We start from the raw sequence: 24,759 nt of genomic DNA, 5'->3' as shown, positions 1-24,759 counted from the left end.
CTCCCCCCCCCCCTCCCCCCCCCCCCCCCACCCCCCCCCCCCCCCCCCCTCCCCCCCTCACTCCCCCCCTCCCCCACTCCCCCCCTCACTCCCTCACTCCCTCACCCCCTCACTCACTCACCCCCTCACTCCCCCACCCCCTCGCCCCCTCACTCCCCCATTCCCACTCTCCAATCCTCCGCACCTCACTCCCCTGTATCCCCACACCACATCCCGCACCACTCCCCACACCACATCCCCGCACCCCTCGCCCGCACGCCACGGCCTGTTATCGCACCCCTCCGGATTGCGTGCATTTCTTGCGCCGGAACCGCAACGAATGCGCACGATCCCGAAACGACACCGCAACGGCACCGCGACAACTCCGCGCGATCGCCTCCATGACCGGCCACCCCGCCAGAAGTAGTGCAACAATCAACTATGCGAGCTCTGCAGAGGATGGGATTCCTGACGATCGGGCTGTTCGACGAGGCCGACCCGCGGGCCGGTCACGAGTCGACGTTGCGGATCATCGAGCTCGGTGAGCAGCTCGGGTTCGACAGCGCCTGGCTGCGGCACCGGCACCTGCAGTTCGGTATCTCCTCCCCGGTCGCCGTGCTGGCCGCCGCCTCACAGCGGACCAGCCGCATCGAGCTGGGCACCGCCGTCACGCCGCTGGGCTGGGAAAACCCTCTGCGCCTGGCCGAGGACTGGGCCACGGTCGACATCCTCTCCGGCGGCCGGCTGAACCCCGGGCTGAGTGTGGGCCCGCCAATGTCCTACGACACGGTGAAAGACGCGCTCTATCCGGACACCGCTGACGTGGAAGACTTCTCGTACGAACGGGTGAAGCGGCTACTCGGGTTCATCCGCGGCGAGAAGGCCTCCGACTTCAGCGGCGCGCGGGCATTCGAGGAGTTCTCCGACCACGTGCAGCCGCACGCCGCGGGGCTGAGCGAGCGGCTCTGGTACGGCGGTGGCAGCCTGGGCTCGGCCCGGTGGGCGGGCGAGAACGGCATGAACTTCCTGACCAGCAGCGTGGTGAAGGCCGAGAATGCGGCGCCGGACTTCGCGCAGATCCAGCTGAGCCACGTGCAGGCCTTCCGCGCAGCCCATCCGCTGGGCGAGAAGGCTCGCGTGTCACAGGGTCTCGTGGTGATCCCGACCGACTCGGCGACGCCCGAGCAGGTGGCGAAGTACCAGGCGTACGTGGACCGGCGCACGCCGCGCACGACGCAGCCGCAGGGCCCGGCGCAGATCCTGTTCGCCCCTGACCTCATCGGCACGAGCGAGCAGATCGCGCAGCAGCTGCACGCGCACGCGGCCTACGCGCAGATCGACGAGGTCGCGTTCGCGCTGCCGTTCAGCTTCGAGCACGACGACTACGTGCAGATCCTCACCGACATGGCCACGAAGCTCGGCCCGGCCCTGGGATGGGCTCCCCGGGGCTGAGTTTCAGTAGCCACACCCACCGTGTGGTGCACCGTGGCGAGCATCAGGTGCGCCACGTCGGCCCGGGAGATCGACAGCCCGCCCCGGACGATCTGGTCCAGAGCGGTGCGGTAGGTCCCGGTGAGCGGGCCGTCCGTGCGACGCGGGGGACGCACCGGCGTCCGGTCGAGCCCGCTGTCGCGCAGGTCCTCCTCCATCACGGCCAGGTCCGCGTAGTGCTCGCGCAGGATCCGGCGGATCAGGGGGCGAGCAGGTACCGGGTCGCAGGAGCGTCACCCGGGTCGTGCCGGGGCGGCGGGTACGGGCGGCCCGGGGTGGCGAAGGGGGCGATCGGCGGCGCTGACCACGACCGGCCGCTGCGCGCCGGCGGCCTGCAGAGCCGCGACCACCACCCGCGGGCCCCGGGACACGACCCCGGCGTCCGCCCGGGTGCGGGGACCGGGACCGGAGAGCACCGCGTCCACACTCGTGACCGCGGCCTCGAGCTCCGGCGCCGGGCCACTCAGATCGACCCGCACGGCCTTCCGGACGGCCGTGAGTTTGCCCGGGTCCCGGACGACGGCGGTGACCTCGTGCCCCGCCGCGACCGCCAGGTCCGGCCGGGACCCGGCCGGCTCCTCCGGTGGCGCTGACGACGGCGAGTTCCACGGGCGCCTCCGGTGGTCCGCGACCACTACTGCTCAAGCGAGATCGCACGGTCCGGACGGTGCCATCGTGCCCGTCGTCCACCGCATCCCGGGTGGGGAACTGCGGACTCGTCCGGGACCTGCGGTTTGCCCGCCCACCCCCGGCGCAGGCACAGCCATGGACTTTCGGCCCAGGGGAAGCCGGGCGGCCCAGCTCACAGCCGGGGGCATTCCGCACCTTCTGAACATCTGGTGATCCTTGTACTACTGAGGTGTCGCTGATCGCCGATGATCGGATCTGCCTGTGTCTGAAACCCCGCCCCCGCTGCGCATCGGGGTCGTCGCCGAGTCCTCCCCCGGCGAGACCCGGGTCGCCGCCACCCCCAAGACCGTCGAGCAGCTCGTCGCGCTCGGCTACGACGTGCTCCTGGAGGCCGGGGCCGGCGCCCTGTCCTCCTTCACCGACGAGGCCTTCGCCCGGGCCGGGGCCCGGGTGACGCCGCGGGCCCAGGCCTGGGACGCCGACCTCGTTCTCAAGGTCAACGCCCCCACCACGCAGGAGATCGCCCGGCTGCGCGAGGGCGCCACCCTGGTGTCGCTGATCGCCCCGGCGCTGAATCCCACCCTGCTCGAGCAGCTCTCCACCCGGCACCTCACCGTGCTGGCCATGGACGCCGTGCCCCGCATCAGCCGCGCGCAGTCGCTGGACGTGCTCAGCTCGATGGCCAACATCGCCGGGTACCGGGCCGTCATCGAGGCCGCCAACCTCTTCGGCCGGTTCTTCACCGGTCAGGTGACAGCGGCGGGCAAGGTCCCCCCGGCGAAGGTGCTCGTGGCCGGGGCCGGGGTGGCGGGGCTGGCCGCGATCGGCACGGCCAGCAGTCTGGGCGCGGTCGTGCGCGCCACCGACCCGCGGCCCGAGGTCGCGGAACAGGTCGGTTCGCTCGGGGGAACCTTCCTGCCGGTGCCAGCAGAGGACGCGGACGGTCGCCGCAGTAGCGACGGTTACGCCCGCACGACCTCCCCCGACTACGACGCGCGGGCCGAGCAGCTCTACGCCGAGCAGGCCGCCGACGTCGACATCGTCATCACGACGGCCCTGATCCCCGGCCGACCCGCGCCCCGCCTGCTCACCGCCGCGCACGTCGCGTCGATGCGGCCCGGCAGCGTGATCGTGGACATGGCCGCCGCGCAGGGCGGCAACGTGGAGGGGACCCGGGCCGGGGAGGTGGTCGTCACCGGGAACGGCGTCCGGATCATCGGTTACACCGATCTGGCCGGGCGCCTGCCGACCCAGGCCTCGCAGCTCTTCGGTACCAACCTCGTCAACCTGATGAAGCTGCTCACCCCCGGCCGGGACGGGCAGCTGGTGCTCGACCTCGACGACGTGGTGCAGCGGTCGATGACCGTGGTGCACGACGGGACCCTGACCTGGCCGCCACCGCCCGTCCCGGTCTCGGCGGCGCCCACAGCCGCAGCCGCACCACAACCCGTTGAGGTGAAAGCACCTTCGCCCCGGGGACCGGCCCGCACCTACGCCACCGTCGGCGTGGTGGGCATGCTGGTCTTCCTCCTGGCCGCCTTCTCCCCGGCCCAGCTGATCGGCAACCTCACGGTCTTCGCCCTGGCCGTGGTGATCGGCTACTACGTGATCGGCAAGGTGCACCACGCCCTGCACACCCCGCTGATGTCGGTGACGAACGCGATCTCCGGCATCATCGTGGTCGGCGCGCTGCTCCAGATCGGCCACGAAGACCTGCTCGTCACGGTGCTCGCGGCCCTCGCCGTGTTCCTGGCCTCCGTCAACATCTTCGGCGGCTTCGCCGTGACCCGGCGCATGCTCGGCATGTTCTCGAAAGGCTGATCCCGATGACCGCCGAAAGCGCCGCCCAGGCCGCCTACATCGTCGCCGCCCTGCTGTTCGTCCTCAGTCTGGCCGGTCTCTCCCGGCACGAGACCTCGCGCTCCGGAGCGCTGTCCGGGATCATCGGCATGGGCCTGGCCCTGATCGCCACCGCCGGGCTCGCCCTCGACCGCCTCGACCTGGGCTCCGGGAAAGCCGTCACCGGGGTCCTGCTGACGGTCGTGGCGGTGGCCGGGGGCGCCGTGACCGGGTTGTCCCGGGCCCGCCGCGTCGAGATGACGGCGATGCCCGAACTTATCGCCGTGCTGCACAGTTTCGTCGGCCTGGCCGCGGTGCTGGTGGGCTGGAACGGTTATCTCCAGGTCGAGCACGCCGGCGCCGCGCAGACCGAGGTCGCCGCCGACCTCCTGACCATCCACCACGCCGAGGTCTTCATCGGGGTCTTCATCGGTGCGGTGACCTTCACCGGGTCGATCGTGGCCTACGGAAAACTGGCCGGACGCATCCGCTCGGCACCCCTGACCCTGCCCGGCAAGAATGCCCTGAACATCGGCGCACTGGTATCTTTCGGGGCACTGACGGTGGCGTTCACCGCGTCCCCCAGTTTGCCTCTTCTGATCGCCGTCACCGTGATCGCCCTGGCCCTGGGCTGGCACCTGGTCGCCTCGATCGGCGGCGGGGACATGCCGGTCGTGGTGTCGATGCTGAACTCGTACTCCGGCTGGGCGGCTGCCGCGTCGGGGTTCCTGCTGAACAACAACCTGCTGATCGTCACCGGCGCCCTGGTCGGATCTTCCGGCGCGTACCTGTCGTACATCATGTGCCAGGCGATGAACCGGTCGTTCCTGTCGGTCATCGCCGGCGGATTCGGCAGCCAGGCAGCCCTTCCCGACAGCCGCGACTACGGCGAGCACCGCGAGGTCCTGGTCGAGGACGCCGTGCAGCTGCTCAAGGAGGCGCGGTCAGTCATCATCACGCCGGGCTACGGCATGGCGGTGGCGCAGGCCCAGGCGGGTGTGGCCGACCTGACCCGGCGGCTGCGGGACCGCGACATCGAGGTGCGGTTCGGCATCCATCCGGTCGCGGGGCGCCTGCCCGGGCACATGAACGTGCTGCTGGCCGACGCGAAGGTGCCCTACGACATCGTTCTCGAGATGGACGAGATCAACGACGACTTCGCGTCCACCTCGGTGGTACTCGTCATCGGGGCGAACGACACGGTGAACCCGGCGGCCCTGGACGATCCCGGCAGCCCCATCGCCGGCATGCCGGTGCTGAGGGTGTGGGACGCGCAGAACGTCATCGTGTTCAAGCGCTCCATGGCCGCCGGGTACGCCGGCGTGCAGAACCCGCTGTTCTTCCGGGAGAACACCCAGATGCTCTTCGGCGACGCGCGGCAGCGGGTCGAGGAGATCGTGCGGGCCCTGTGATGTCGACTTAGTCTGGGTTCTCGCAGCATCCCCGACGAGCAGGGAGCGTTTGATGGCGATCACCCGCGAAGAGGTCATGCAGGAACTGCTGGAGGCGATGAATCGTCAGGCCTCCACCCCGAGTTCACTGGGCGGTTCCAACTCCACGGCGGTCAAGACCTTCGCGGAGGCCTATCAGATCCTCCATGCGTGCAAGGACGATTAGAGGACCTGGGCGCGGTGGCTCTGGGCCGGCTCGCCCGGCCCAGGGCCGTTGTGGTGCGGGATCCGCGGACCGAAACCCGCCACGACGTCCACCCGGGGCATGCCCTCGGCCTCGAAACCGAGCACGGCCAGCTGGCCCCGCTTCTGCATGTCCCGGATCGCCTTCTCGGTGCGGGCCTCGGAACCGCCCGGCGGGATGAACGCCCCGAACGGCTGCGGCCAATCGCCGATATTGTCGAACTCGCGGGCCTTGCTCAGGATGTGATCCTCGATAGTGACCATGACCACACGGTAATCACGGGCCCCGCAGTCTCAACCGCAGCCATCCGGACGGGCTAAGGCTTACGCCCGACGCCGGCGATCACATAACTGGACGAGGGGTCCACGCCGACCTCGTCGGGCCAGTCCGGACGCCATTGCGGCACCCAGACCAGGCCCGGGTCGACCAGCGGCCAGCCGTCCAGGAGCTCCTGCACCCGGCCCCGCGTGCGCACCGTGATCGGGTTGGCCGAACGGTAGACGCCGAGCACCTCCTGGCCCTTGCCCTCGAGCTTCTCGTCCAGGCTCCCGGCCCCGGGCACCTGGTCGAGACGGGCGTCGTAGCCGTGCGAGAGCACCAGGTGGCTGCCGGGCGCCGCGACGCGGTGGTAGGCGGCGATCGCCTCTTCCGGCCGGTCGGACTCGGGGATGAAGTGCAGCACGGCCACCATCAGGAACGCGACCGGTTCGGAGAAGTCGATGAGCCCCGTCAGGCGCGGGTCGCTCAGCACGTCGTGCGGGTTGCGCAGGTCGGCGTTGATCACCGTGGCGTTGCCGACGTCGTGCAGGATCAGCTCGCTGTGGGCGACCGCGATGGGGTCGAGGTCCACGTAGACCACACGAGCATCAGGAGCCTCACGCTGGGCGATCTCGTGCACGTTGCCCACGGTCGGGATGCCCGAGCCGAGGTCGACGAACTGGCGGATGCCCTGCTGCACCAGGTAGCGCACGGCCCGGTGCAGGAACGCCCGGTTGGCCTGGGCATTCGTCTCGGCCGAGGGGTGCAGCTCGAGGATGCGGCGGGCCATCTCCCGGTCGGGCGCGAAATTGTGCGCCCCACCGAGGAAGTAGTCGTAGACCCGCGCCGCCGACGGCGTGGTCAGATCGATGTTGCCGGGCGCCCAGTCCGGGTGCTCCTCCATGCCGGTCTCTCCCCTGATCGCAGCCCTGAATTCCGTCATACAGCCCGAAATGGACTCTAGCGCGGGTGGGGGAACCCGTCTCGACAACCCGCCGGGACGGGCGCACTCTGCTGGACGAGGGCTGCACGGGAGCTTCGCCGGGGAGGGCACATGAAAGACGTCCAGGAACTTCAGGACCGGCTCGACCACCTGGGCCGGACCATCGCCGAGGCCCAGGAGGCCGCGAAGAAGCTGGCCCGGGCCAAGGTCATCGACCACCCCCTGATCCCCCGCCCGCGCCGCAACCCAAAAGACGAGCTGTTCCGCGACTTCTAGGGCCTGTCCTGCGGATCACGCCGGACGCGTCCGGACGGCCCACCGGGCGCCCCGCAGTAGGCGATGATCCGCAGGACAGGACCCAGGGCGTCAGGCGGCCTGTTCGCTGCGCTCCGCCGCCCAGGCGCTGCGGTAGGGCGGGTAGGTCGCGATCAGCTCGTCGTGCGTGCCCCGGGCCACGACCGAGCCGTGGTCGACCACCAGCACCTCGTCGGCCAGGGCCAGCGGGGAGAGCCGGTGGGTGACGACCACCGCGGTCTGCCCGGCCCGGGATGATCCCAGGACCTCGGCGACCAGGTCGTCTGCGGTGGCCGGGTCGAGGTGCTCGGCGGGCTCGTCCACCAGCAGCACCGGGGCACCGCTGACGAACGCCCGGGCCAGCAGCAGCCGGCGCCGGATCCCGCCCGAGAGCAGATGGGTGCCCGCGCCCTGACCGGGTCCGGCCGGGTCACCGACCACCACGTCGAGGCCGGTGCCCGACGCCCCGTCGGTCAGCCCCTCGATCCACTCCCCCAGACCGGCCCGGCCCAGGGCCTCGACCAGGTCCTCGTCACTCGCGTCCTTCTTGGCCACGCGCAGGTTCTCGCGCACCGTGGTGCCGAAGACGTGGGAGTCGTCCGCCGTCAGGTGCACCAGGGCGCGCAGGCTGCGGGTGTGCACGTCGGCCAGGTCGATGCCGTCGCCGACGTCGGTGCCGTCCATCAGCATGTGCCCCTGCGCCGCGGGCAGCAGACCCGCCAGGGTGCGCAGCAGCGTGCTCTTGCCCTGCCCGCTCGGCCCGACCACGGCGATCCGGCGGCCGGGCGCCAGGTCGAGATCGACGCCGCGCACGGCCGGTTCGCGTCCGGGCCAGCCCGCGGCCAGGTTCTGCGCGCGCAGGTGCAGCCCGGGCAGCTCCCGCACCACGCGCAGTCCCCGGCTCGCCGGGAGACCGCCGATCGGCACCGGGCGGGCCTGCACCTCCAGGGTGCGCCGCCCGTCCGGGACGGGGGCCTCCAGCATCGGGGCCACCCGGCGCGCCGCCTGCGCGGCACGCACCAGGCTGACGGCCGCGGCGGGCAGCACCGCGACCACCTCGGCCAGCGCCAGGGGCACGAAAGTCAGCACGGCGAGGGCGACCTCACGGATGCGCCCGTCGGCCACGGCCTGCGTGCCGACGACCAGGCAGCCGAGCACGGCCGCCGACATCACGGCCGAGCCGAGCCCGGCGGCCCCGGCGGCCGGGCGGGCGGCCCGGTCCAGGCCGGCGGACAGCCGGTCGTCGCTGCGGGCGATCTGCGCCACCTGCTCGGCGGTGCGGCCGCTGACCGTCAGTTCCGGCAGGTTGTCGAAGAGGGCCAGCACGTTCTCCGACATCTTGGTCCGTGCCTGTGCGGTGCCGATCACGTCGCGCCGCCCACCGATTCCGGCCACGTAGGGCACGGCGACGATGGCCATGAGAGTCGTTGCCGCCAGGATCATCCCGGCCTCGGGCAGGATCATCCAGAGCGCCACCACCGAGGCGGCCGCCGTGATCAGCGCGGTGAAGAAGGGCAGCACACCGCGTACGATCACGTCGCCGAGCTCGTCCACGTCGGCGCCGAGGCGGGCGAGCAGATCGCCGCGCTTCAGGCCGGCCGCGACGGTCTGGTCGGCCGCGGCGAGCCGGGCGAACAGGATCTCGCGCAGCCGCACCACGCCCCGCAGGGCCACGTCGTGGGAGATCAGCCGCTCGGCGTACCGCAGCACGCCGCGGCCGATCCCGAACGCCCGCACCCCGACGATGGCGACCATCAGGAAGAGGATGGGCGGCTGCTGCGCGGCCCGGGTGATCAGCCAGCCGGAGACCCCGAGCAGGGCGATCGAGCAGGAGACGGCGGCCGCCCCGGTCACGGCACCGAGCAGGAGCCGCCACGGGTCGGGACGCATCTGGCCGAGCACTCCGAGCAGCGCGGCGGGGCCGGTCAGGCCGCCGCTCGGGCCGGCCGGCTCCCCGGCCCGGCCGCCGCTCGGGCCGGCCGGCCCCCCAGCCCGGTCACCGGCCGCGGCACCGGTCCGGGCGGCCTGGTCCCGCGGGCCGACCCGGCCCTCGCTCTTCTCGCCGGTCATGCCGGGACTCCCATCTGCGAGCCGGTTTCCAGACCGGGCGAAACGTTTCCACTGACGTCGATCGTGCGGTCGGCCGCGGCGACCAGCGCCGGGCGGTGGGCCACCATCACGACGGTGCGGCCCCGGCTGCGCAGCTCCCGCAGCAGGGCCAGCACGGCCTGTTCCGACCCCGCGTCGAGGTGGGCGGTCGGCTCGTCGAGCACGACCAGCGGGGCCTCGCTCAGCAGCAGCCGGGTGAGGGCCAGGCGCTGACGCTGACCGGCCGACAGGCCGGTGCCACCCTGACCCACCCGGGAGTGCCACCCACCGGGAACGGTGCGCACCACGTCCTCAAGGCCGGTGACCGCCGCGGCCCGCGCCACCTGCGCATCGGTGGCCGAAGGGCACAACAGGCGGACGTTCTCGTCGAGGGTGCCGGGGACGATCACCGGATGCTGCGGGCACCAGGCGATCTGGTTCCACCAGCTCTCCGGCTCGACGTCGGCGAGCTTCAGCGAACCCGGCAGCCGCACCGCCCCCGAGGTGGGCTCCCGCAGGCCCAGCAGGACCGCGACGGCGCTGCTCTTGCCGCAGCCGCTGGGCCCGGTGAGCGCGACGACCTCGCCGGGACGTACGGAGGCGGTGAGGTTCCCGGGGGTGGCGACGGGGACACCGGGATGCTGCACGGTGACGCCGTCGAACAGGAGGGTGGCGCGGGTCAGGTCGGGCGCGGGCGTGGTGCCACGCCCGGCGACGGGACGTTCCAGCACGTCGAACGCCTGCTGGGCCGCGGCCAGACCGTCCTGGCTGGCGTGGAACTGGGTGCCGACCGCGCGCAGCGGGGCGTAGACCTCGGGGGCCAGCAGCAGCACGGCCAGGCCGGTCTGGAGGTCGAGCGTGCCGTGCACCAGGCGCAGGCCGATGCCGACCGCCACCAGGGCCACCGACAACGTCACCAGGATCTCCAGCGCCAGGGCCGAGAGAAAGGCGGTACGAAGGGTTTTCATCGTGGCGCGGCGGTGGGCGTCACCGGCGGCGCGCACCCGCTCGCGCTGGGCGCCGGCCGTGCCGAGCGCCCGCAGCGTGGGCAGGCCCGCGATCAGGTCGAGCACCTGTGTGCCCAGGCGCTGCAACGACAGCAGGCTGCGGTCGGAGGCGTCCTGGGTGGCCATGCCGATCAGGGCCATGAAGAACGGGATCAGCGGCAGGGTGAGAAGAATGGTGAGGCCGGCGAGCCGGTCCTCCCACCCGACCACGACCAGCACGGCCGGGGTCAGGGTGGATGCCAGCAGCAGCTGCGGCAGGTAACGGGTCAGGTAGCCGTCGAGGGCGTCCAGACCGCGGGTGGCGAGCAGGGCGAGATCCGCACCGGCCGCCTCCGGGGTGCGGACGGCGTGCCCGATCAGCCGCTCCCGCAACTGACGCACGACCGCGGTGGCGGCGCGGTGCCCGAAGCGCTCCTGCACCCCGGCGAGCACGGCCCGCAGGGCCAGCACGATCCCCAGCCCGACGACCTGCGGGCGGACGTCGGTGAAGGACAGTCCGTCCGTGGCGACACCGGCGACGATGTGGGCCAGGAGCAGCGACTGCACCACGAGGAGCGCGGTGGTCGCCACCCCCAGACCGGTGGTCAGGCCGACGTAGAGCCGGGCCGCGCGGGCCTGGCGCAGCAGCCGGGGATCGAGCGGGCGCATCAGACAGCAGCTTCCGTGGTGGTTGCCTTCTTGGTGTCCCAGGGCAGGCCGTGACCCGGCGGGATCTTCGCGACGCCGATGCGGTGCCGGAAGACCCAGTAGGTCCAGGCCTGGTAGAGGATCACGACCGGCGTCATCAGGCAGGCCACCCAGCTCATCACGACCAGCGTGTAGTGCGTGGACGAGGCGTTGTGGATGGTCAGCGAGAACGCGGTGCTGGTGGACGAGGGCATCACGTCGGGGAACAGCGAGCCGAACAGCAGCACGATCGCCGCAACGGTGGCGACGCTGGTGCTCGCGAAACCCAGCCCCTCCTTGTGCTTCAGGGCGCAGTACCCGGCGTTGATCAGGGCCAGCGCGGCGATCACGACCATCGCCCAGGTCCAGGCCCGGCCGTGGGCCAGCTGGGTCCAGACCGCGAACACCGCGGCCACGGCGATCGTCGGCAGGGCCAGCTTGGCACCCAGATCGATGGCCCGGGTGCGGATCTCACCCTCGGTGCGCAGGCCCAGGAAGAGTGCGCCGTGGAAGGCGAACAGCAGCAGGGTGGTCAGGCCGCCGAGCAGGCCGTACGGGTTGAGCAGGGTGAGAAGGTTTCCGGTGAACTGCTTGTCGGCGTCGATCGGCACGCCCGCGATGATGTTGGCGAAGGCCACGCCCCACAGCAGGGCGGGCACCACGGAGCCGAAGATGATCGCGCCGTCCCAGGTGCGGCGCCACTTGTCGCTCTCGATCGTGCCGCGGTACTCGAACGCCACCCCGCGGGCGATGAGGCCGGCCAGGATCAGCAGCAGGGGCAGGTAGAAGCCGGAGAACAGGGTGGCGTACCACTCCGGGAAGGCCGCGAAGATGGCGGCACCGGCGGTGATCAGCCAGACCTCGTTGCCGTCCCAGACCGGGGCGATGGTGTTGATCAGGACGCGGCGCTCGGTGTCGTTCCTCCCGAGGAAGGGCAGCAGCATGCCGACACCGAAGTCGAATCCCTCGAGGACGAAGTAGACGACCCATAAGACGGTGATGAGGATGAACCAGAAGGTGACGAGATCCACGACAGGACTCCGTATTTCAGTAGGCGAAGCTGAGCGGGCGGTCGGCGTCGTCGTGGTCGGATCCAGCCTCGACCTCGGGGGCGCCCGCCGCGGTGTACCGGCGGATCAGCCCGAACCAGACCACCGCGAGCGATCCGTACAGCAGGGTGAACACGACCAGCGAGGTGCCGACCGACCAGGGGCCCACCGTGGAGACGCCCTCGGATGTGAGCATCCGGATCGCCGGGTCGCCGGTCGGGTTGGGCGCGACCACCCAGGGCTGACGGCCCATCTCGGTGAACACCCAGCCGGTCAGGTTGGCCAGGAACGGCATCGGGATCGCGATCAGCGCGAACCGGCCGAACCAGCGGCCGGGGGTGCGGCCGCCGCGGGTGGCGAACAGGCCGATCGCGCCGAAGGCGGCGGCGATGACGCCGCACAGGATCATGAAGCGGAAGTTCCAGTAGGTGGATGCCAGCACCGGCACGTAGTCGGTGCCGTCGCCGTACTTCTCGGAGTACTCGGCCTGAAGGTCGTTGACGCCCTTGACCTCGGCGTTGAAGTCGCCCGTGGCCATGAACGAGTAGATGTACGGGATCGACACGGTGGTCACGTCACAGTGCCCGGGGCCCGGGTTGCCGATCGCGAACAGGCTGAATCCGGCGCCGGTCTCGGTGTCGCACAGGCCCTCGGCGGCCGCCATCTTCATGGGCTGCTGCTTGTACATCAGCTTGGCCTGGCCGTCACCGGTGAAGGCGACGCCGACCCCCGCGAGCAGCAGCACCACGCAGGCGAGCCGGAAGACGGGGCGGTACAGCTCCACCCCGGGGTGCCTGACGCCCTGGTCCTCGGCGAGGTCGGCCTCGGCCTGGAACCGGGCCTTGACCATCCACCAGCCGGCGATGCCCGCGACGAACGTCGCCGCGGTCATGAACGCCGCCGTGATCTGGTGCGGGAAGGCCCACAGCACCGTGCTGTTCGTCAGCAGGTCGCCGATGCTCGTCAGCTCGGCGCGACCCGACTCGGCGTTGAGCTCCACGCCGACCGGGTGCTGCATGAACGAGTTGGCCGAGAGGATGAAGAACGCGGAGAGGTTCACACCCAGCGCGGCCAGCCAGATGCAGGCCAGGTGGATCTTGCGGGGCAGGCGGTCCCACCCGAAGATCCAGGCGCCGATGAACGTGGACTCCAGGAAGAAGGCGAGCAGGCCCTCCATCGCGAGGGGCGCGCCGAACACGTCACCGACGAAACGTGAGTACTCGCTCCAGTTCATGCCGAACTGGAACTCCTGCACGATGCCGGTGACGACGCCGATCGCGAAGTTGATCAGGAAGAGCTTCCCGAAGAACTTCGTCATGCGCAGCCAGCGCTCGTCGTCGGTGCGGACCCACAGGGTCTGCATGATCGCGACCATCGGGGCCAGGCCGATGGTCAGGGGAACGAAGATGAAGTGGTAGACGGTGGTGACACCGAACTGCCATCGGGCCAGGTCGAGGGCGTCCATGGTGCCACCCTGCCCGCCGGTCGAGGGTCACCTGTAGTGACATAGGTCCCGCGCGGGCAGGGCCGGTACTACTCAGTCCATCGGGTCAGGTGGCCGGTCACCGCATCGATCAAGCGTAACGAGGCCAGCGAAAGTCCCGCGAAGAGCAGCGCCAGCACGATCATCTGATCGACGAGCGAGTAGACCAGGGTCTGGTTCAGGGCCCAGCCCAGGCCGGACTGGATGCCGTACAGCTCGGAGGCCAGGACGCAGGCCCAGGCGGTACCGGCCGCCAGCATCAGCGCTCCCCGCAGCTGGGGCAGGATCGCCGGGAGAACGACCCGGGTACGCAGCCGCACGGGTCCCAGCCCGAGCGTGCGCGGGTAGTCGGTGACGTGGGCGGGCAGATTGGCCACGGCGTTCGAGGTGGCCAGCAGCACCACCCAGAAGGCGCCGAACGTCACGAAGAGCACGCCGGCCCGGCCGGTCGCCCCGAACCACAACGTGAACAGCGGAGCCATCGCCAGCAGCGGCAGCATCCGCAACAACCCGGCCACCCCTCCCACGGCGTGGCGCACCGGCCGGGCCCCCGCCACGAGCAGCCCGGCGGGCAGGCCCAGGCCGACCGCCAGCAGGTACCCGGCCCAGAACCGGCCCCAGGTCACCAGGCCGTTCTGCCCGACGGCGAGCGCCGCCAGTCCTGGCGAGTCGGGCGCGCCCTCGATCGTGGTGGCCGGGCCGAGACCGCCCTTGTAGAAATGGCTCAGCCCGGTGATGCCACTGGTGAAGATCGTCGGGAGCGGGGGGACGACGTGCGCCCCCTGGGTGGTCACGGCACCGACGATCACGGCGAGAACCTGCCAGAGGACGAGCCCGGCCAGACTTCCGGCGACCAGCGCGCGCCCGCGGGCGCGCGTCCTCAGGCGAACGCCCCACACCTTGTTCGTGATCATGCGGGACGACGCATCAGACGCCCAGGTGGTGGAGCAGGTTCGTGCGCAGGGCGTTGGCCGTCGCGTCCATGCGCAGGTCGTCGGTGCGGGGGCGGGGGAAGGGGACCACGGCGTCCGCCCGTACTCCCCCGCCGGCGATCACCACGACGCGGTCGGCGAGCGCGAGGGCCTCGTCGACGTCGTGGGTGACGAACACGATGGTCTTTCCCGTTTCCTGCCAGAGGGTCAGGAGGGTCCGGTGCAGGCCCTGGCGGGTCAGGTGGTCGAGGGAGGCGAAGGGCTCGTCCATCAGCAGGATGTCCGGGTCGTTGGCGAAAACCGCTGCCACCGCGACTCTTTTGCGCATGCCGCCGGACAGTTCGCGGGGCCAGGCGCGTTCGCGGCCGCGGAGTCCGACGGCCTCGACGAAGTGGTCCACGCGGGGACGCCACTGGCTCTCGGGCAGCCGGCGGTTGCGGGGGCCGAGCGCGACGTTGTCGGCGACGCGCAGCCAGCCGGGAATCGCGTCCTGCTGAAAGACCATGCCGCGGGTGGCACTCGGCCCGGTGACCGGTTCGCCCAGGGCCGTGATCGTGCCCGCGGTCGGGGCGAGCAGCCCGGCCAGACAGCGCAGCAGGGTGCTCTTGCCCTGGCCGGAAGGCCCGAGCACGCAGAGGAACTGGCCGCGGGGCACGTCGAGGTCGAGGTCGTGCAGCGGGGTGACGGCCTTCGGGCCCGAGCCGTAGGTCACGGTGAGGGAGCGCACTTCCAGGCCGGTCGGCCGGCTCATCCCTGCCACCTCAATGCCGGGGCCACCGCGGCGCGGACGGCCGTGTCCAGCAGTACGGCCACCAGACCGAGGGTGATGGACAGGGACAGTACCTCACCGACGTTGCCCTGCTGGGCCCGCAGGGAGATGAGACGGCCCATGCCGACCCGGGGTCCGAGCAGTTCGGCGCCCGCCTGAAGGCTGATACCCGTGGCCAGGGCCAGGCGCAGCACGGCCACGATCGCCGGAAGGGCGGCGGGCAGGACCACCGCGCGGAACCGGGCGGCGGCGTCGAGGCCCAGGGTGGCCGCGTACTCCTCCACGGCCGGAGGAAGGTTGAGCGCCGCCGACTGGGCGACGACCGCGACCACGACGAAGCAGTAGAAGGTCACCAGGGTCAGCTTGCCCACCGGCCCGGCGCCCAGCCAGACCAGCAGCAGGGGCGCCACGACCAGTACCGGCACGGCCCCGAAGACGAACAGCACGGGCTCGGTGACGTCCCGCAGCCACTGCCGGCGCGCGGCGCCCAGCCCGGCGGCAACCCCCAGGGCGCTCCCGATCAGCCAGCCCAGCCCCGCGGTGCCGACGGTCCAGGCCAGATTGATGCCGTACGAGGAGTGCTCGACGCCGAGGAACTCCAGGCCCCGGTCCCCGCCGGCGTGCCGCTCGAACTGCCAGAGCACCACGCGGGGGCCCGGGAGCACCGCGTCGTTCGCGACGCCGAAGGCCGCGAGCTCCCACAGTGCCCAGAGACCGGCGAAACCGGCCGCCCCCCAGAGGATCGCCGCGATCCGGAGGCTCGGCGTCGTCCTCAATTCCGGCCGGCCGCCGTGGCCGCGAAGCGGTAGGCGTCGAGGTAGTTGCGGGCGTCGTAATGGTTCTGCGCCTGCTGCTTCAGGTCGCTGTCGGGAGCGGCGGCCAGGGCCTTGTCGGCTTCCTGGCGATAGCGCGCCAGGGCGGCGTAGACCTGGCCGGCGATGCTGAGTTCGTCAGGGGTGTGGCCCTTCTCGATCACGCCCTGCTCACCCAGCACAGCGAGATTGGCGGTGGCCACGCTCTCGTAGAAGAACGGGTCACTCTGATCGGTGTAGAACTCGGTGGCCCGGTCGAAAGTGCGTAGCGAGTAGATGTCGTCGAAGCTCCCGGCCAGTTCCTTCGCCGTCAGGTCGGTGCCGGTGTAGCTGTTCAGGTAGTCGACGAACTTCGCGGCGGTGGCCTCCGGATCGGCCTCCATCTCGTCGATCAGCCGGTAGATCACGCTGGTGAAGCGCAACAGGGTCTCGAAGTTGTCCTGCGCGTAGTCGGTGGTCGTGACCAGGCCGGAGTAGGTGAAGCGCAGCGGAAGGGTGTCGTCGGAGGGCAGGTTGTCGATCACCTGGCGCAGGTCGACCAGCGGTTCCCAGCCCTTCTGCTGCAGCTGCACCACGAATCCCGCGGACGACGGGGAGAGGAAGTCGGCCTTGCCCGCGAACCCGGCCTTCACCAGGTCGGGGTTGGCCAGGAACTCGATGTCGACGTCTTTCTCCAGGTCGAGCCCGGCCGCCTTCGCCACAGTGTTGCGGAACAGTGGGCTGCCGCCCTCGACACAGATCAGTTTCTGGCCCTTGAGCTGCGCCATCACCGTGGTCAGGGCATCGGCGAAGGTGGCCCCGGCCGTCATCTCCTGCGCGACGGTCTTGTACCGACCGGTCGGCGCGACGATGCGGTACACGTAACTGACGTCGCTGACGGCGAACCCGACCACGTTCTGCACGTTGTCGATCTGGTTCGCGATCGAGGGCAGATATCCCCCGCCCAGCTCGACCTGGCCGTTGATCAGCGGGGTGAGGTTCATCAGCAGGTCCTGCTGGGCGCCGTAGGGCTCCGGCGTGATGGTGATGCCGACCGCCTTGTAGTAGCCGTCGTCGATGCCCGCCACCCCGAGCAGCTCGTCACCCCACGGCGGGAAGGCGGCCTTGACCGACACCTGGGGAACGGTGCTGCCGGGGGTCGCCAGGTCGGACGACGGGGTGAAGGTCGCCGCCGATCCCGTCGTCGAGGGCGCCTGGGCGCACGCGGCGAGCACTCCGGCCGTACTGGCGGCCCAGGCGGCCAGGACCGCACGGCGGCTGAGGATGTTCACTGATCTCCCTGCGTCGGTTACCGGTGCCCACTACAGCACCCGACCTCCGGCCCCGTCGATGGAGGACGACGACAACGACCGGACGGGGATCTTGTCCGCACACCTTGATGGACCGATTCACCCGCACTCGCGTACCACTCGATGACACACGGTGATACGTAATACTCACAGTCCATTCACGGCGAAGAATCCCGTTACCTACGTTGCGGGCGGGGTGATGGTCTCGAATCATGTCCGGTGTGACCCCCGATGACGCCACCATGACCACGGACGACACGCTCCGGCTCGTGCGTTCCGAGCCGGCTCAGACTTCGGCTCAGAGCCCGGCCCCGATCGCCGAGGACAGCCCGGACGCGAATGGCCGCAACCCGCTCTCGCCCCGTTCCGACCTCTCCGGTGACACTCTGGGGCTGGAGAAGGGCTTGCCGGACGACGCCGCGGGCCCCGTCGTCGCGCCCCGTACCCTTCGCGCGGCATCGGCCACGCTCACCGGGACCGAGCTGACGCGGCGCCTGCGGGCCATCGGTTTCCGCATCCGTACCACCGGCGAGCGCGACCAGGCGGTGCGGGCGTTCAAGACCGGCTGGTTCCGGCTCGGCCCCTCGCTGATGGAGGGCAGCGTGGCCAACAGCATCATGGGGCCGCGAGCCAGCCAGGCCATCGACGAGTCGTACCAGCGCAGCCTCGACGGACGTCCGACCATGTCACCGCGCTTCTCCTTCACCGAGACCCAGTGCCCGTGCGGCGGTCACTACGCCGACTGCCGGAGGATCTGGCCGACCCGCCTGTCGGTGATCGCCGCCGAGGAACTGCGGGCGGCGTACTTCCCGAACGGTCTGGTCCCGCTGTCGTGGTGCCGCTGCACCGGACACAACCGGGCGGTGGGCGGAGCCACGTCGTCGCGGCACCTCAAGGGTGACGCCATCGACATCCCCCACACCGTGTCGCTGGGCCGGATCAAGGATATGGACCTCTACACGGGTATCGGCGTTCACCGCGCCGACGGCAACGTGCAGCACGTGGACCTGCGCCAGGGCAGCCCGGCCGAGCCGGCGACCTGGTACCACCCCTGAATCGCACGCTCGTTCGACGCGCTGGACACACATTCGCCGGGGCGGGTGTCCGGCGCGTTCTGGTCTCAGGACGGGGGTTTTCAGGCTCTCTCGTCCGGTGCGGCTCATGCGGTCCGACTCATGCGGTCCGACTCATGCGGTCCGACTCATGCGGTCCGACTCATGCGGTCCGACTCATGCGGTCCGACTCATGCGGTCCGACTCATGCGGTCCGACTCATGCGGTCCGACTCATGCGGTCCGGGGCGGGGCCGAGATCTGAGATCCCGGCCCCGCCTCCCGTCCGGCCCCGCCTCCCGTCCGGCCCCGCCTCCCGTCCGGCCCCGCCTCCCGTCAGGCCCACGTCCCGCCAGGCCCACGTCCCGCCAGGCCCCGGCCTACTCGGCTCCCGCTTCCGCTCCCGACTCCGTCTGCGTGACGTCCACTACGGGGTCGTCGCCTTCCGGGAGTTCGACGACCACCTCGACCGCCACCTGACCCCAGGCATCCGCGACCACCGCGCCGGCCTCGGGGCCGAACAGGGTGTTGGCCTGGGCCACGGTGGCGGCGGCGAACTCGGTGAAGGTGGCGGCGGTGCTGAGGCCAGGACCGGACAGCGCCTCGAACCAGATCCGGCCGGCCTGCTCCCACGCGTACCCGCCGAAACCGATGGCGGACAGGTAGAACGCCCGGTTCGGGATGCCCGAGTTCACGTGCACGCCACCGTTGTCGTCGGTCATCTCGACGAAGTCGGTCATGGTGGCGGGCTGTGGGTCCTTGCCCAGGTTCGGATCGTCGTAGGCCGTGCCCGGGGCCTTCATCGAACGCAGGGCTGTGCCCTGAACCCCGGCCGCCAGCAGGCCGGCGCCGATGAGCCAGTCGGCCTCTTCCGCGGTCTGATGGGCCGCGTACTGCTTGACCAGGCTGCCGAACACGTCGGACATCGACTCGTTGAGCGCGCCTGACTGCCCCTCGTACACCAGGTCGCGCACCGCACCGGTGACCCCGTGGGCAAGCTCGTGCCCGATCACGTCGAGCGAGACGGTGAACCGGTTGAACAGCGTGCCGTCGCCGTCACCGAAGACCATCTGCTGCCCGTCCCAGAAGGCGTTGTCGTAGTCGCGGCCATAGTGGACGCTGGCATCGAGCGGCAGCCCGTTGCCGTCGATCGAGTTGCGCCCGAACACCTCCCACCAGAACGTGAAGGTGGCGCCCAAGCCGTCGTAGGCCTCGGTGACGGCGATGTCGGAGACCGGCTGACCGCCCTCTCGCAGCACCTCGACCCCGGGGAGCTGACGGCGGTTCTTCGCGTCGTAGACGGTGCGGTTCGGCGTGGTGTCGGCAGCCTCGGCGGCGGTGCCGTACCGGGCGATCGGCCGGGCGGCCCGGGCGGAACGCAACTGCCGGTCGACGGCGAGATCGGCGCGGGCGGCCTCGCGCAGCCGCTCCGGCCCGTTCTCGGCCAGATGTTCCAGCATGTACGGCGGAAGGACATGGTGCAGGCCAAGACTGGCGACGGCTCGTTCTGACGTGTTCATCTGTGCGCTCCCCCTGAGGCTCTTACGAGTAGGACGACAGCAGATCGATCAACGTGCCCAGCGCCGGGTCTGCGAAGGGCTCGGTGACCTTCACGGTGTGACGGGTGTTTCCTTCGTGGACGGTCAGTTCATAGACGAAGCGGTCGCCCGCCCCCGGCACGGCCGCAGGCTGCCCCGCGAGCTCGGCGACCCGTGCTTCCCGGACCGCCGACTCCACATGGTCGGCCTCGTCTTTCGGAAGCGTACTCGTGTCCACCGACACTTCTGGCTGTGCGACGGCTGCGAAACCGCCACTGCGGTACAAGGTGAGGATCATCGAGACACACCCGCTGATTCAGTCGGAACGGACAGTTTTGACGAGTTTTTCAGCCGACGTCGAAGGCATTGACATCCCCTCGCCGTGATGGGGCACCACCATGATCCCCGCGATCGGTGCGGAATGCGCGCCGTTCGTCGCCAGGCAAGCGCCCTCCGGAGCGATGCCCCGCCCGGCGCCTCGGTCCGCGACGCACCCCGAGCCTGACCGGCGATGAGCGGGCGAACCCCATGAGCGTTGTGTACACATGGTTCACCTGGTACCAGGTGAACCATGTGTACACAACGCTCATGGGGTTCCGCCGGGAAAGACACCTCAACCGGCCAGCTCAGCTGAGCGATGCCGTCAATGGCAGACCACGCCAGACGACGTCGGACCACGTCAGACGACGCCGACTGCCCCATCGGCCTGCCACGCTCCAGAGCGCTTGTCCGCCAGGCGTCCCTGGCGATCCGGTCCGTCCGCCCCACCCAATTCGCGCGTGAACGCCTGGTCCGCGCGGCGCGACCAGTCAGCCCAGCACGACCAGTCAGCCCAGCACGACCAGTCAGCCCAGCACGACCAGTCAGCCCAGCACGACCAGTCCACGCAGCACGACCCGTCCACGCAGCACGCCTGCCCGACCCTTCAGTCCCGGCGCGCTACTCCGGGCTCATGCGGGTCGCGGGCCTCCGGTACTCCCGGAGCGCCGGTGACGACGGATTCCTCAGAACCGTGCACGACCGGAACCCCTGATTCCCCGGCCTTACCCACCGGGCGAGTCGTCGGCGTCGCTCCCCTACCCCGTGCCACCCGATCATCGGGCGCCGACTCGTCCCCGGACAGCACCTCGTCCACTGTTCCTGAGGCATCCGACCCCCGCGCATCCATCGGATCGCGTGCCCCCAGTGAACGCCCCTGCCCCATCGGGTCGTTCGTCGCCTTCGGGCCATCAGCGGCTCCCGGACCGCCGGACGGCCGCGATGTCTCGGGTGCCCTCGCACCTTCCGACTCCGGAAACCCCTGCGCGCCCGGTGACTCACGCATCTCGCGGACCGCCGGTGACTCCTGCGCGTCCTGGGCCCGCAACGCCTCCTTGGCCTGCGAGCGGGCCAGGCGCCGACGGCGGCGGGCCGTGGCGTTCTGCCCGTCGTTCTCGAAGCCCACGTCGACCCACTCGAAGTCTTTCGTGCGCTGGGCCCGGGCGTAGCTGCGGTAGGCCCGCTGGTCGGCCTCGGTCAGGTCGACGTCGTCGGTGAAGGGCGTGAGCAGGGTGCGCGGGTACAGATGCCGCACCCGCACCACATTGGCCTCGGCACAGATCAGCAGTGACACCACGGCCAGGTAGATCCAGGCGATCAGGCCCAGCACGATGGCGAACACACCGTTCGTCGCGTCGGCGTGCCGCACGACGCTGCCCACGTAGACCGTTCCGAACTGCTGCAGCATCTGCCACACGATGGCCGCGGCGATGGCGCCCGGAAGTACGTCGAGCCGGCTGAGCTTGCGCGTGGTGCCCCAGCGGAACAGGAACATGAAGAAGACGGCGATGAGCGTGATGCCGGTCAGCCCAGAGACCAGGCGCAGCACCTCGTTGAAGTTGATGAAGTCGGCGAACCCGTTGACGTTGGTTCCGATCCCGCCCAGGCTGCCGGTGATGATGAAGGTCAGACCACCGACGGCCAGCAGGAACAGGCTGCGCAGGCGGGCCGCGATCGGGTTCGGGCGCCGGTTGCGCGGCACCGCCCACATCGTGTTCATCGCGTTCTGGGTCGCGTTGGCGATACCCAGCGCACCGTAGAGCGAACCGGCCAGACCGATCGCCACCGCCGTGGCGCTGCCCCGCAGTCCCGTCGGGTCACCGAGCTGGTCGCCGATGACCGGGAACTGGCGCAGGGCCGAGTCGAGAATCTCTTTCTGCAGCGTCGGATTGTCCTGGAGGATGAAACCGAGCACCGACGCGAGCAACAGCAGCAGCGGGAACACCGACAGGAAGCCGTAGTAAGTGATCAGGGCCGCCAGGTAACCGCCCTGGTCGTCGAAGAACTTGTAGATCACGGCCAGCGGGAACCCGACGACGGGGTGCTTCTGCTGGAACCGATCCAGACGGTCGTGCACCCTTTCCGCCTGGCGCCCGGCACGCTTGGCACCTCTCGTCGCCCGCCGTGTGGCCCGCCTCGTCACCGACACCCGTTCGTCACGCCCCTCCCGATGGGCGCGTGCCGCCCGCTGCCAGGGCTACCAGCATGCCGGTACGCAGGAGCAATGGCACGCCGACGGCCGCGTATGACAGCTTTTGCCCGGACGGCCGAGGAAGTCTGCCCTACTCCATCTCCATGTGCTGGCGGGCCAGCTCGTCGCCTGCCTCCACCGCGGCCAGCAAGAGGGCCAGGCCTTCCTCCTCACGATGGGTGGCGCGCAGCAGCAGGGCCAGGTTCAGCCGGCAGTTCGCATCACCCAGGCTCAGGCCCATGCGGTACGCGGCCTCGGCCGCCTCGGAGTTGTCGGCCACCTCGTAGAGCAGGTTGCCCATCGGCAGGAAGCACTCGACCTCCAGGGCCTGCGTGCCCTGCCGCAGCACCGCGAGCGCCTCGGCGGCGCGCCCCTGCTCCAGGTACATCTCGGCCAGCGGCGGGCGGGTCGGCGGATACAGGTTCAGCGCCCGCACGAGCAGCCCTTCGGCCTCCCGCGCCCGCTCCTCCTCCCACAGCCGCACCCCGAGCACCCCGGCCGCCAGGTCGCTGCCCCGCCCGACGGCCTCACGCAGCAGCTCGAAGGACTCGATGCGGTTTCCGCGGTCGCCGAGGATCCAGCTGGCGCCGATCGCCCCCTTGGCATCGCCCTCGGCCCACGCCTGCCGGTAGGCCTCGAACGCCGCGTCCACGTCGCCCAGGTCTTCCAGCGCCCGCCCCAGGCTGTACGCCGCCCCCGGCTCTCCCGCCGCCAGCGCGGCGCCGAACGCCTCCAACGCGTCGGCCCGGCGACCGAGCTGCATGTACGTGTTGCCCAGGTTCAGCTGGGCCGCGCCGTCGCCGTGGAGCGCGGCGGCACCGAAGAGGCGCAGCGCCTCGCGGATGTGACCACGGTCGGCGGCCGCACACCCGGCGCGGACGAGGGCTTCGGGTTCAACGGGGTCGCCGCATGCGCTGGTACTGGCGGACTGAGTCATCGGGGGGGCTCCTTCGTTACCGTCGTTACCGTGTTCGGCCGGCCGGGCCAAAAGACAAGCGTGACCCCTGACACGCTCCGGCAGAACAGCATTCGTGCCAACAAGCAGGACCGAAGTAGTCAGATGCCGCACAACCAACCCGATCCGGACCTCCCCGGCACAGGCCACCTTCGCGCCCTCCATCAACTTCTTACGGGTTTCTGCACGCTGACCTCCTGCCTCGCAGCAGTTTTCACCGCCACGCGAAATCCGGCTCCTCAGATACTAGGCGCCCGACCCGGCATCTCCGCCAGTGGAACCACGATCTGTGGATAACTCGCGGGTCGTATCGACGCACCCCCGGCGTGTCGGCAAATCGTCGACACCGTCAGCCATCCCGACACCGACCAAGGCAACTATGGACAATCACCTACTTCACGTCACCGCTCGCAGGCGATTCCGTCCCGATCCGTGTCGAGTGGCTGATTGGCACCGTAAAGTGCTGTGCTGCGACCGAAGTCGGTCACTGCGGGATAGGCCGGGGTCGTCACGACGGCAGGCTCGCCGGGCGGCCTCCGACCGGCCCCGGACAGTGTCGGCGCGAGTGCACCGGCGGGGCGCTGGACGTCGCGGTAGGCACCGGGCCGGTCCACGGCGCCGGGCAGGCCCACACCCTGTGGATACACGGCGGTGAGCGCGTCACAGCTGCGGTAACGGGGCGCCGAGGCGGCGGTGAGGGGCGCACCAGCAGAGGACGACGTGGGCACCGACGGCGTCAGCCTCCCGGCCGCACGGCGGTCCGGTGGAAGACCGGGCACCCCGGAGGTGGAGGCCCCGGGGGCCGGGGCCCCTGCGGAATCACCCCGCCCCTGCTCACCGGCACCGGACAACCGGCCGGACGCCGGGGCGTCGCCGGACATCCGCGACAACCAGAGGGCCGCGCAGACGGCGAGCGCGATCGCCGCGACCGTGCCGAAGGAGCCGAGCAGAACCGGTCCGACCGGCCCGACCGGCCGGGTGCGACGGGACGGCGGCGTGGGGACCCAGAGCTGCCATCCCGGCGGCACCGGACCCCAGTCCCGGTGCGGCAGCCAGCCGGCCGGGGGCATCCAGCCGCGAGGAGGCCTCGGCCAGTGCGGTGGCGGGTTGAAACTCCACCCCTCGACCATGGCGCCCTCCGTCCGTCGGCAGGCACCGAACAGCCCTCGGCGCTCCATGACTCACGCTAGGGACCGACCGCCCCAGGACGAATACCCCGCCCCAGGAACGGCCCCTTCTACCGACAACCACACCCACCAAGAGGCCGATGACACTTCGGGACACAGCCCCTCAGAACCCACCGGGCCACCCGAAGCCACCGTCGCCCACCCGACCCGTCACGACCTCCCGCGACCGGCGCGACGCGCCCTCATCGGACAGCTTCCCGCCCCTAGCAGCGGGTTTCGGCCAGACCCGCGGCAAGTGACGGCGCCCCGCCCCCGCCGCGGGCCCAGGCCGCGAAAGGGGTCCGGGGTCCGAGAAAGGGGTCCGGGGTCCGGGGTCCGGGGTCCGGGGTCCGGGGTCCGGGGTCCGGGGTCCGGG

The 24,759-nt window shown here is 70.8% G+C and carries 21 protein-coding genes and 1 pseudogene; 6 read left to right on the top strand and 16 right to left on the bottom strand.

Going from position 1 to position 24,759, the window contains the following annotated elements; genetic code table 11:
- The first annotated feature begins 420 nt into the window (after window positions 1–420).
- Window positions 421–1,431 (top strand): LLM class flavin-dependent oxidoreductase, encoded by a 1,011-nt coding sequence (locus LR393_RS34395; RefSeq protein ID WP_231489414.1) that lies wholly within the window; start codon window positions 421–423, stop codon window positions 1,429–1,431.
- Here LR393_RS34395 and LR393_RS34390 read toward each other — a convergent pair.
- Window positions 1,362–2,105, bottom strand: a pseudogene (locus LR393_RS34390) (NAD(P)-dependent oxidoreductase). The gene LR393_RS34395 and the pseudogene LR393_RS34390 overlap by 70 nt on opposite strands.
- Window positions 2,106–2,361: 256 nt before the next feature.
- Here LR393_RS34390 and LR393_RS34385 point away from each other — a divergent pair.
- From LR393_RS34385 to LR393_RS34375, 3 genes are read left to right on the top strand one after another with little or no spacing between them, the layout of a single operon-like run.
- Complete coding sequence (locus LR393_RS34385; protein WP_231489413.1) at window positions 2,362–3,921, top strand: Re/Si-specific NAD(P)(+) transhydrogenase subunit alpha; 1,560 nt, start codon at window positions 2,362–2,364, stop codon at window positions 3,919–3,921.
- 5 nt (window positions 3,922–3,926) lie between these two features.
- A complete protein-coding gene (gene pntB / locus LR393_RS34380; RefSeq protein WP_231489412.1) occupies window positions 3,927–5,351 on the top strand; it encodes a Re/Si-specific NAD(P)(+) transhydrogenase subunit beta in 1,425 nt (474 codons plus the stop codon).
- Window positions 5,352–5,403: 52 nt separating this feature from the next.
- The gene (locus LR393_RS34375; RefSeq protein WP_231489411.1) at window positions 5,404–5,556 is read left to right on the top strand and encodes a hypothetical protein; all 153 of its coding nucleotides are present in this window, start codon (window positions 5,404–5,406) and stop codon (window positions 5,554–5,556) included.
- Here LR393_RS34375 and LR393_RS34370 read toward each other — a convergent pair.
- Both LR393_RS34370 and LR393_RS34365 read right to left on the bottom strand, forming a co-directional pair.
- Window positions 5,553–5,837: a hypothetical protein gene (locus tag LR393_RS34370; protein ID WP_231489410.1), complete on the bottom strand. Its 285-nt coding sequence runs from the start codon at window positions 5,835–5,837 to the stop codon at window positions 5,553–5,555. The genes LR393_RS34375 and LR393_RS34370 overlap by 4 nt on opposite strands.
- Before the next feature lie 53 nt (window positions 5,838–5,890).
- A complete protein-coding gene (locus LR393_RS34365; protein WP_231489409.1) occupies window positions 5,891–6,736 on the bottom strand; it encodes an SAM-dependent methyltransferase in 846 nt (281 codons plus the stop codon).
- Window positions 6,737–6,886: 150 nt separating this feature from the next.
- On the opposite strand from LR393_RS34365, the gene LR393_RS34360 reads away from it, so the two are divergent.
- The gene (locus LR393_RS34360; RefSeq protein ID WP_231489408.1) at window positions 6,887–7,051 is read left to right on the top strand and encodes a hypothetical protein; all 165 of its coding nucleotides are present in this window, start codon (window positions 6,887–6,889) and stop codon (window positions 7,049–7,051) included.
- A gap of 90 nt (window positions 7,052–7,141) precedes the next feature.
- On the opposite strand, the gene cydC is transcribed toward LR393_RS34360, so the two are convergent.
- From cydC to LR393_RS34320, 8 genes are all read right to left on the bottom strand, one after another.
- On the bottom strand, window positions 7,142–9,139 hold the full coding sequence (gene cydC, locus LR393_RS34355) for a thiol reductant ABC exporter subunit CydC (protein ID WP_231489407.1): 1,998 nt from the start codon (window positions 9,137–9,139) through the stop codon (window positions 7,142–7,144).
- The gene (cydD, locus tag LR393_RS34350; RefSeq protein ID WP_231489406.1) at window positions 9,136–10,812 is read right to left on the bottom strand and encodes a thiol reductant ABC exporter subunit CydD; all 1,677 of its coding nucleotides are present in this window, start codon (window positions 10,810–10,812) and stop codon (window positions 9,136–9,138) included. Before cydD ends, cydC begins: the two co-directional genes overlap by 4 nt.
- Entirely contained in the window at window positions 10,812–11,861 is a 1,050-nt protein-coding gene (gene cydB, locus LR393_RS34345) for a cytochrome d ubiquinol oxidase subunit II (protein ID WP_231489405.1), read from the bottom strand. Before cydB ends, cydD begins: the two co-directional genes overlap by 1 nt.
- A 16-nt stretch (window positions 11,862–11,877) precedes the next feature.
- A complete protein-coding gene (locus LR393_RS34340) occupies window positions 11,878–13,344 on the bottom strand; it encodes a cytochrome ubiquinol oxidase subunit I (protein ID WP_231489404.1) in 1,467 nt (488 codons plus the stop codon).
- A 68-nt stretch (window positions 13,345–13,412) separates the two neighbouring features.
- A complete protein-coding gene (locus LR393_RS34335) occupies window positions 13,413–14,276 on the bottom strand; it encodes an ABC transporter permease (RefSeq protein ID WP_231489403.1) in 864 nt (287 codons plus the stop codon).
- Window positions 14,277–14,289: 13 nt separating this feature from the next.
- Entirely contained in the window at window positions 14,290–15,045 is a 756-nt protein-coding gene (locus LR393_RS34330) for an ABC transporter ATP-binding protein (protein ID WP_231489402.1), read from the bottom strand.
- Entirely contained in the window at window positions 15,042–15,839 is a 798-nt protein-coding gene (locus LR393_RS34325) for an ABC transporter permease (RefSeq protein ID WP_231489401.1), read from the bottom strand. Before LR393_RS34325 ends, LR393_RS34330 begins: the two co-directional genes overlap by 4 nt.
- Complete coding sequence (locus LR393_RS34320; protein ID WP_231489400.1) at window positions 15,836–17,146, bottom strand: ABC transporter substrate-binding protein; 1,311 nt, start codon at window positions 17,144–17,146, stop codon at window positions 15,836–15,838. Before LR393_RS34320 ends, LR393_RS34325 begins: the two co-directional genes overlap by 4 nt.
- Before the next feature lie 239 nt (window positions 17,147–17,385).
- On the opposite strand from LR393_RS34320, the gene LR393_RS36825 reads away from it, so the two are divergent.
- On the top strand, window positions 17,386–18,219 hold the full coding sequence (locus tag LR393_RS36825) for a D-Ala-D-Ala carboxypeptidase family metallohydrolase (RefSeq protein ID WP_231489399.1): 834 nt from the start codon (window positions 17,386–17,388) through the stop codon (window positions 18,217–18,219).
- A gap of 376 nt (window positions 18,220–18,595) precedes the next feature.
- Here LR393_RS36825 and LR393_RS34310 read toward each other — a convergent pair whose 3' ends face one another.
- The 5 genes from LR393_RS34310 to LR393_RS34290 form a co-directional block, all read right to left on the bottom strand.
- Complete coding sequence (locus LR393_RS34310) at window positions 18,596–19,735, bottom strand: M4 family metallopeptidase (protein WP_231489398.1); 1,140 nt, start codon at window positions 19,733–19,735, stop codon at window positions 18,596–18,598.
- 22 nt (window positions 19,736–19,757) lie between these two features.
- Window positions 19,758–20,051: a protealysin inhibitor emfourin gene (locus tag LR393_RS34305; protein WP_331283016.1), complete on the bottom strand. Its 294-nt coding sequence runs from the start codon at window positions 20,049–20,051 to the stop codon at window positions 19,758–19,760.
- A gap of 627 nt (window positions 20,052–20,678) precedes the next feature.
- The gene (locus tag LR393_RS34300; protein ID WP_231489396.1) at window positions 20,679–22,148 is read right to left on the bottom strand and encodes a YihY/virulence factor BrkB family protein; all 1,470 of its coding nucleotides are present in this window, start codon (window positions 22,146–22,148) and stop codon (window positions 20,679–20,681) included.
- 205 nt (window positions 22,149–22,353) lie between these two features.
- Window positions 22,354–23,199, bottom strand: coding sequence for a tetratricopeptide repeat protein (locus LR393_RS34295; RefSeq protein ID WP_231489395.1), 846 nt, complete (start codon window positions 23,197–23,199; stop codon window positions 22,354–22,356).
- A 419-nt stretch (window positions 23,200–23,618) separates the two neighbouring features.
- Entirely contained in the window at window positions 23,619–24,347 is a 729-nt protein-coding gene (locus LR393_RS34290) for an excalibur calcium-binding domain-containing protein (RefSeq protein WP_231489394.1), read from the bottom strand.
- Window positions 24,348–24,759: the final 412 nt, after the last annotated feature.

Source organism: Kineosporia mesophila, assembly GCF_021129235.1.
GTDB classification, from domain to species: domain Bacteria; phylum Actinomycetota; class Actinomycetes; order Actinomycetales; family Kineosporiaceae; genus Kineosporia; species Kineosporia mesophila.
This window is presented reverse-complemented; position numbering and strand designations above follow the sequence as displayed.

Excerpts from the sequence above, each read along its gene's own strand:
- LR393_RS34395 (WP_231489414.1), top strand. The coding sequence starts at position 421 with ATGCGAGCTCTGCAGAGGATGGGATTCCTGACGATCGGGCTGTTCGAC.
- pntB (WP_231489412.1), top strand. The coding sequence starts at position 3,927 with ATGACCGCCGAAAGCGCCGCCCAGGCCGCCTACATCGTCGCCGCCCTG.
- LR393_RS34375 (WP_231489411.1), top strand. The coding sequence starts at position 5,404 with ATGGCGATCACCCGCGAAGAGGTCATGCAGGAACTGCTGGAGGCGATG.
- LR393_RS34370 (WP_231489410.1), bottom strand. The coding sequence starts at position 5,837 with ATGGTCACTATCGAGGATCACATCCTGAGCAAGGCCCGCGAGTTCGAC.
- LR393_RS34365 (WP_231489409.1), bottom strand. The coding sequence starts at position 6,736 with ATGGAGGAGCACCCGGACTGGGCGCCCGGCAACATCGATCTGACCACG.
- LR393_RS34360 (WP_231489408.1), top strand. The coding sequence starts at position 6,887 with ATGAAAGACGTCCAGGAACTTCAGGACCGGCTCGACCACCTGGGCCGG.
- cydC (WP_231489407.1), bottom strand. The coding sequence starts at position 9,139 with ATGACCGGCGAGAAGAGCGAGGGCCGGGTCGGCCCGCGGGACCAGGCC.
- cydD (WP_231489406.1), bottom strand. The coding sequence starts at position 10,812 with ATGCGCCCGCTCGATCCCCGGCTGCTGCGCCAGGCCCGCGCGGCCCGG.
- LR393_RS34340 (WP_231489404.1), bottom strand. The coding sequence starts at position 13,344 with ATGGACGCCCTCGACCTGGCCCGATGGCAGTTCGGTGTCACCACCGTC.
- LR393_RS34335 (WP_231489403.1), bottom strand. The coding sequence starts at position 14,276 with ATGATCACGAACAAGGTGTGGGGCGTTCGCCTGAGGACGCGCGCCCGC.
- LR393_RS34330 (WP_231489402.1), bottom strand. The coding sequence starts at position 15,045 with ATGAGCCGGCCGACCGGCCTGGAAGTGCGCTCCCTCACCGTGACCTAC.
- LR393_RS34310 (WP_231489398.1), bottom strand. The coding sequence starts at position 19,735 with ATGAACACGTCAGAACGAGCCGTCGCCAGTCTTGGCCTGCACCATGTC.
- LR393_RS34305 (WP_331283016.1), bottom strand. The coding sequence starts at position 20,051 with ATGATCCTCACCTTGTACCGCAGTGGCGGTTTCGCAGCCGTCGCACAG.
- LR393_RS34295 (WP_231489395.1), bottom strand. The coding sequence starts at position 23,199 with ATGACTCAGTCCGCCAGTACCAGCGCATGCGGCGACCCCGTTGAACCC.
- LR393_RS34290 (WP_231489394.1), bottom strand. The coding sequence starts at position 24,347 with ATGGTCGAGGGGTGGAGTTTCAACCCGCCACCGCACTGGCCGAGGCCT.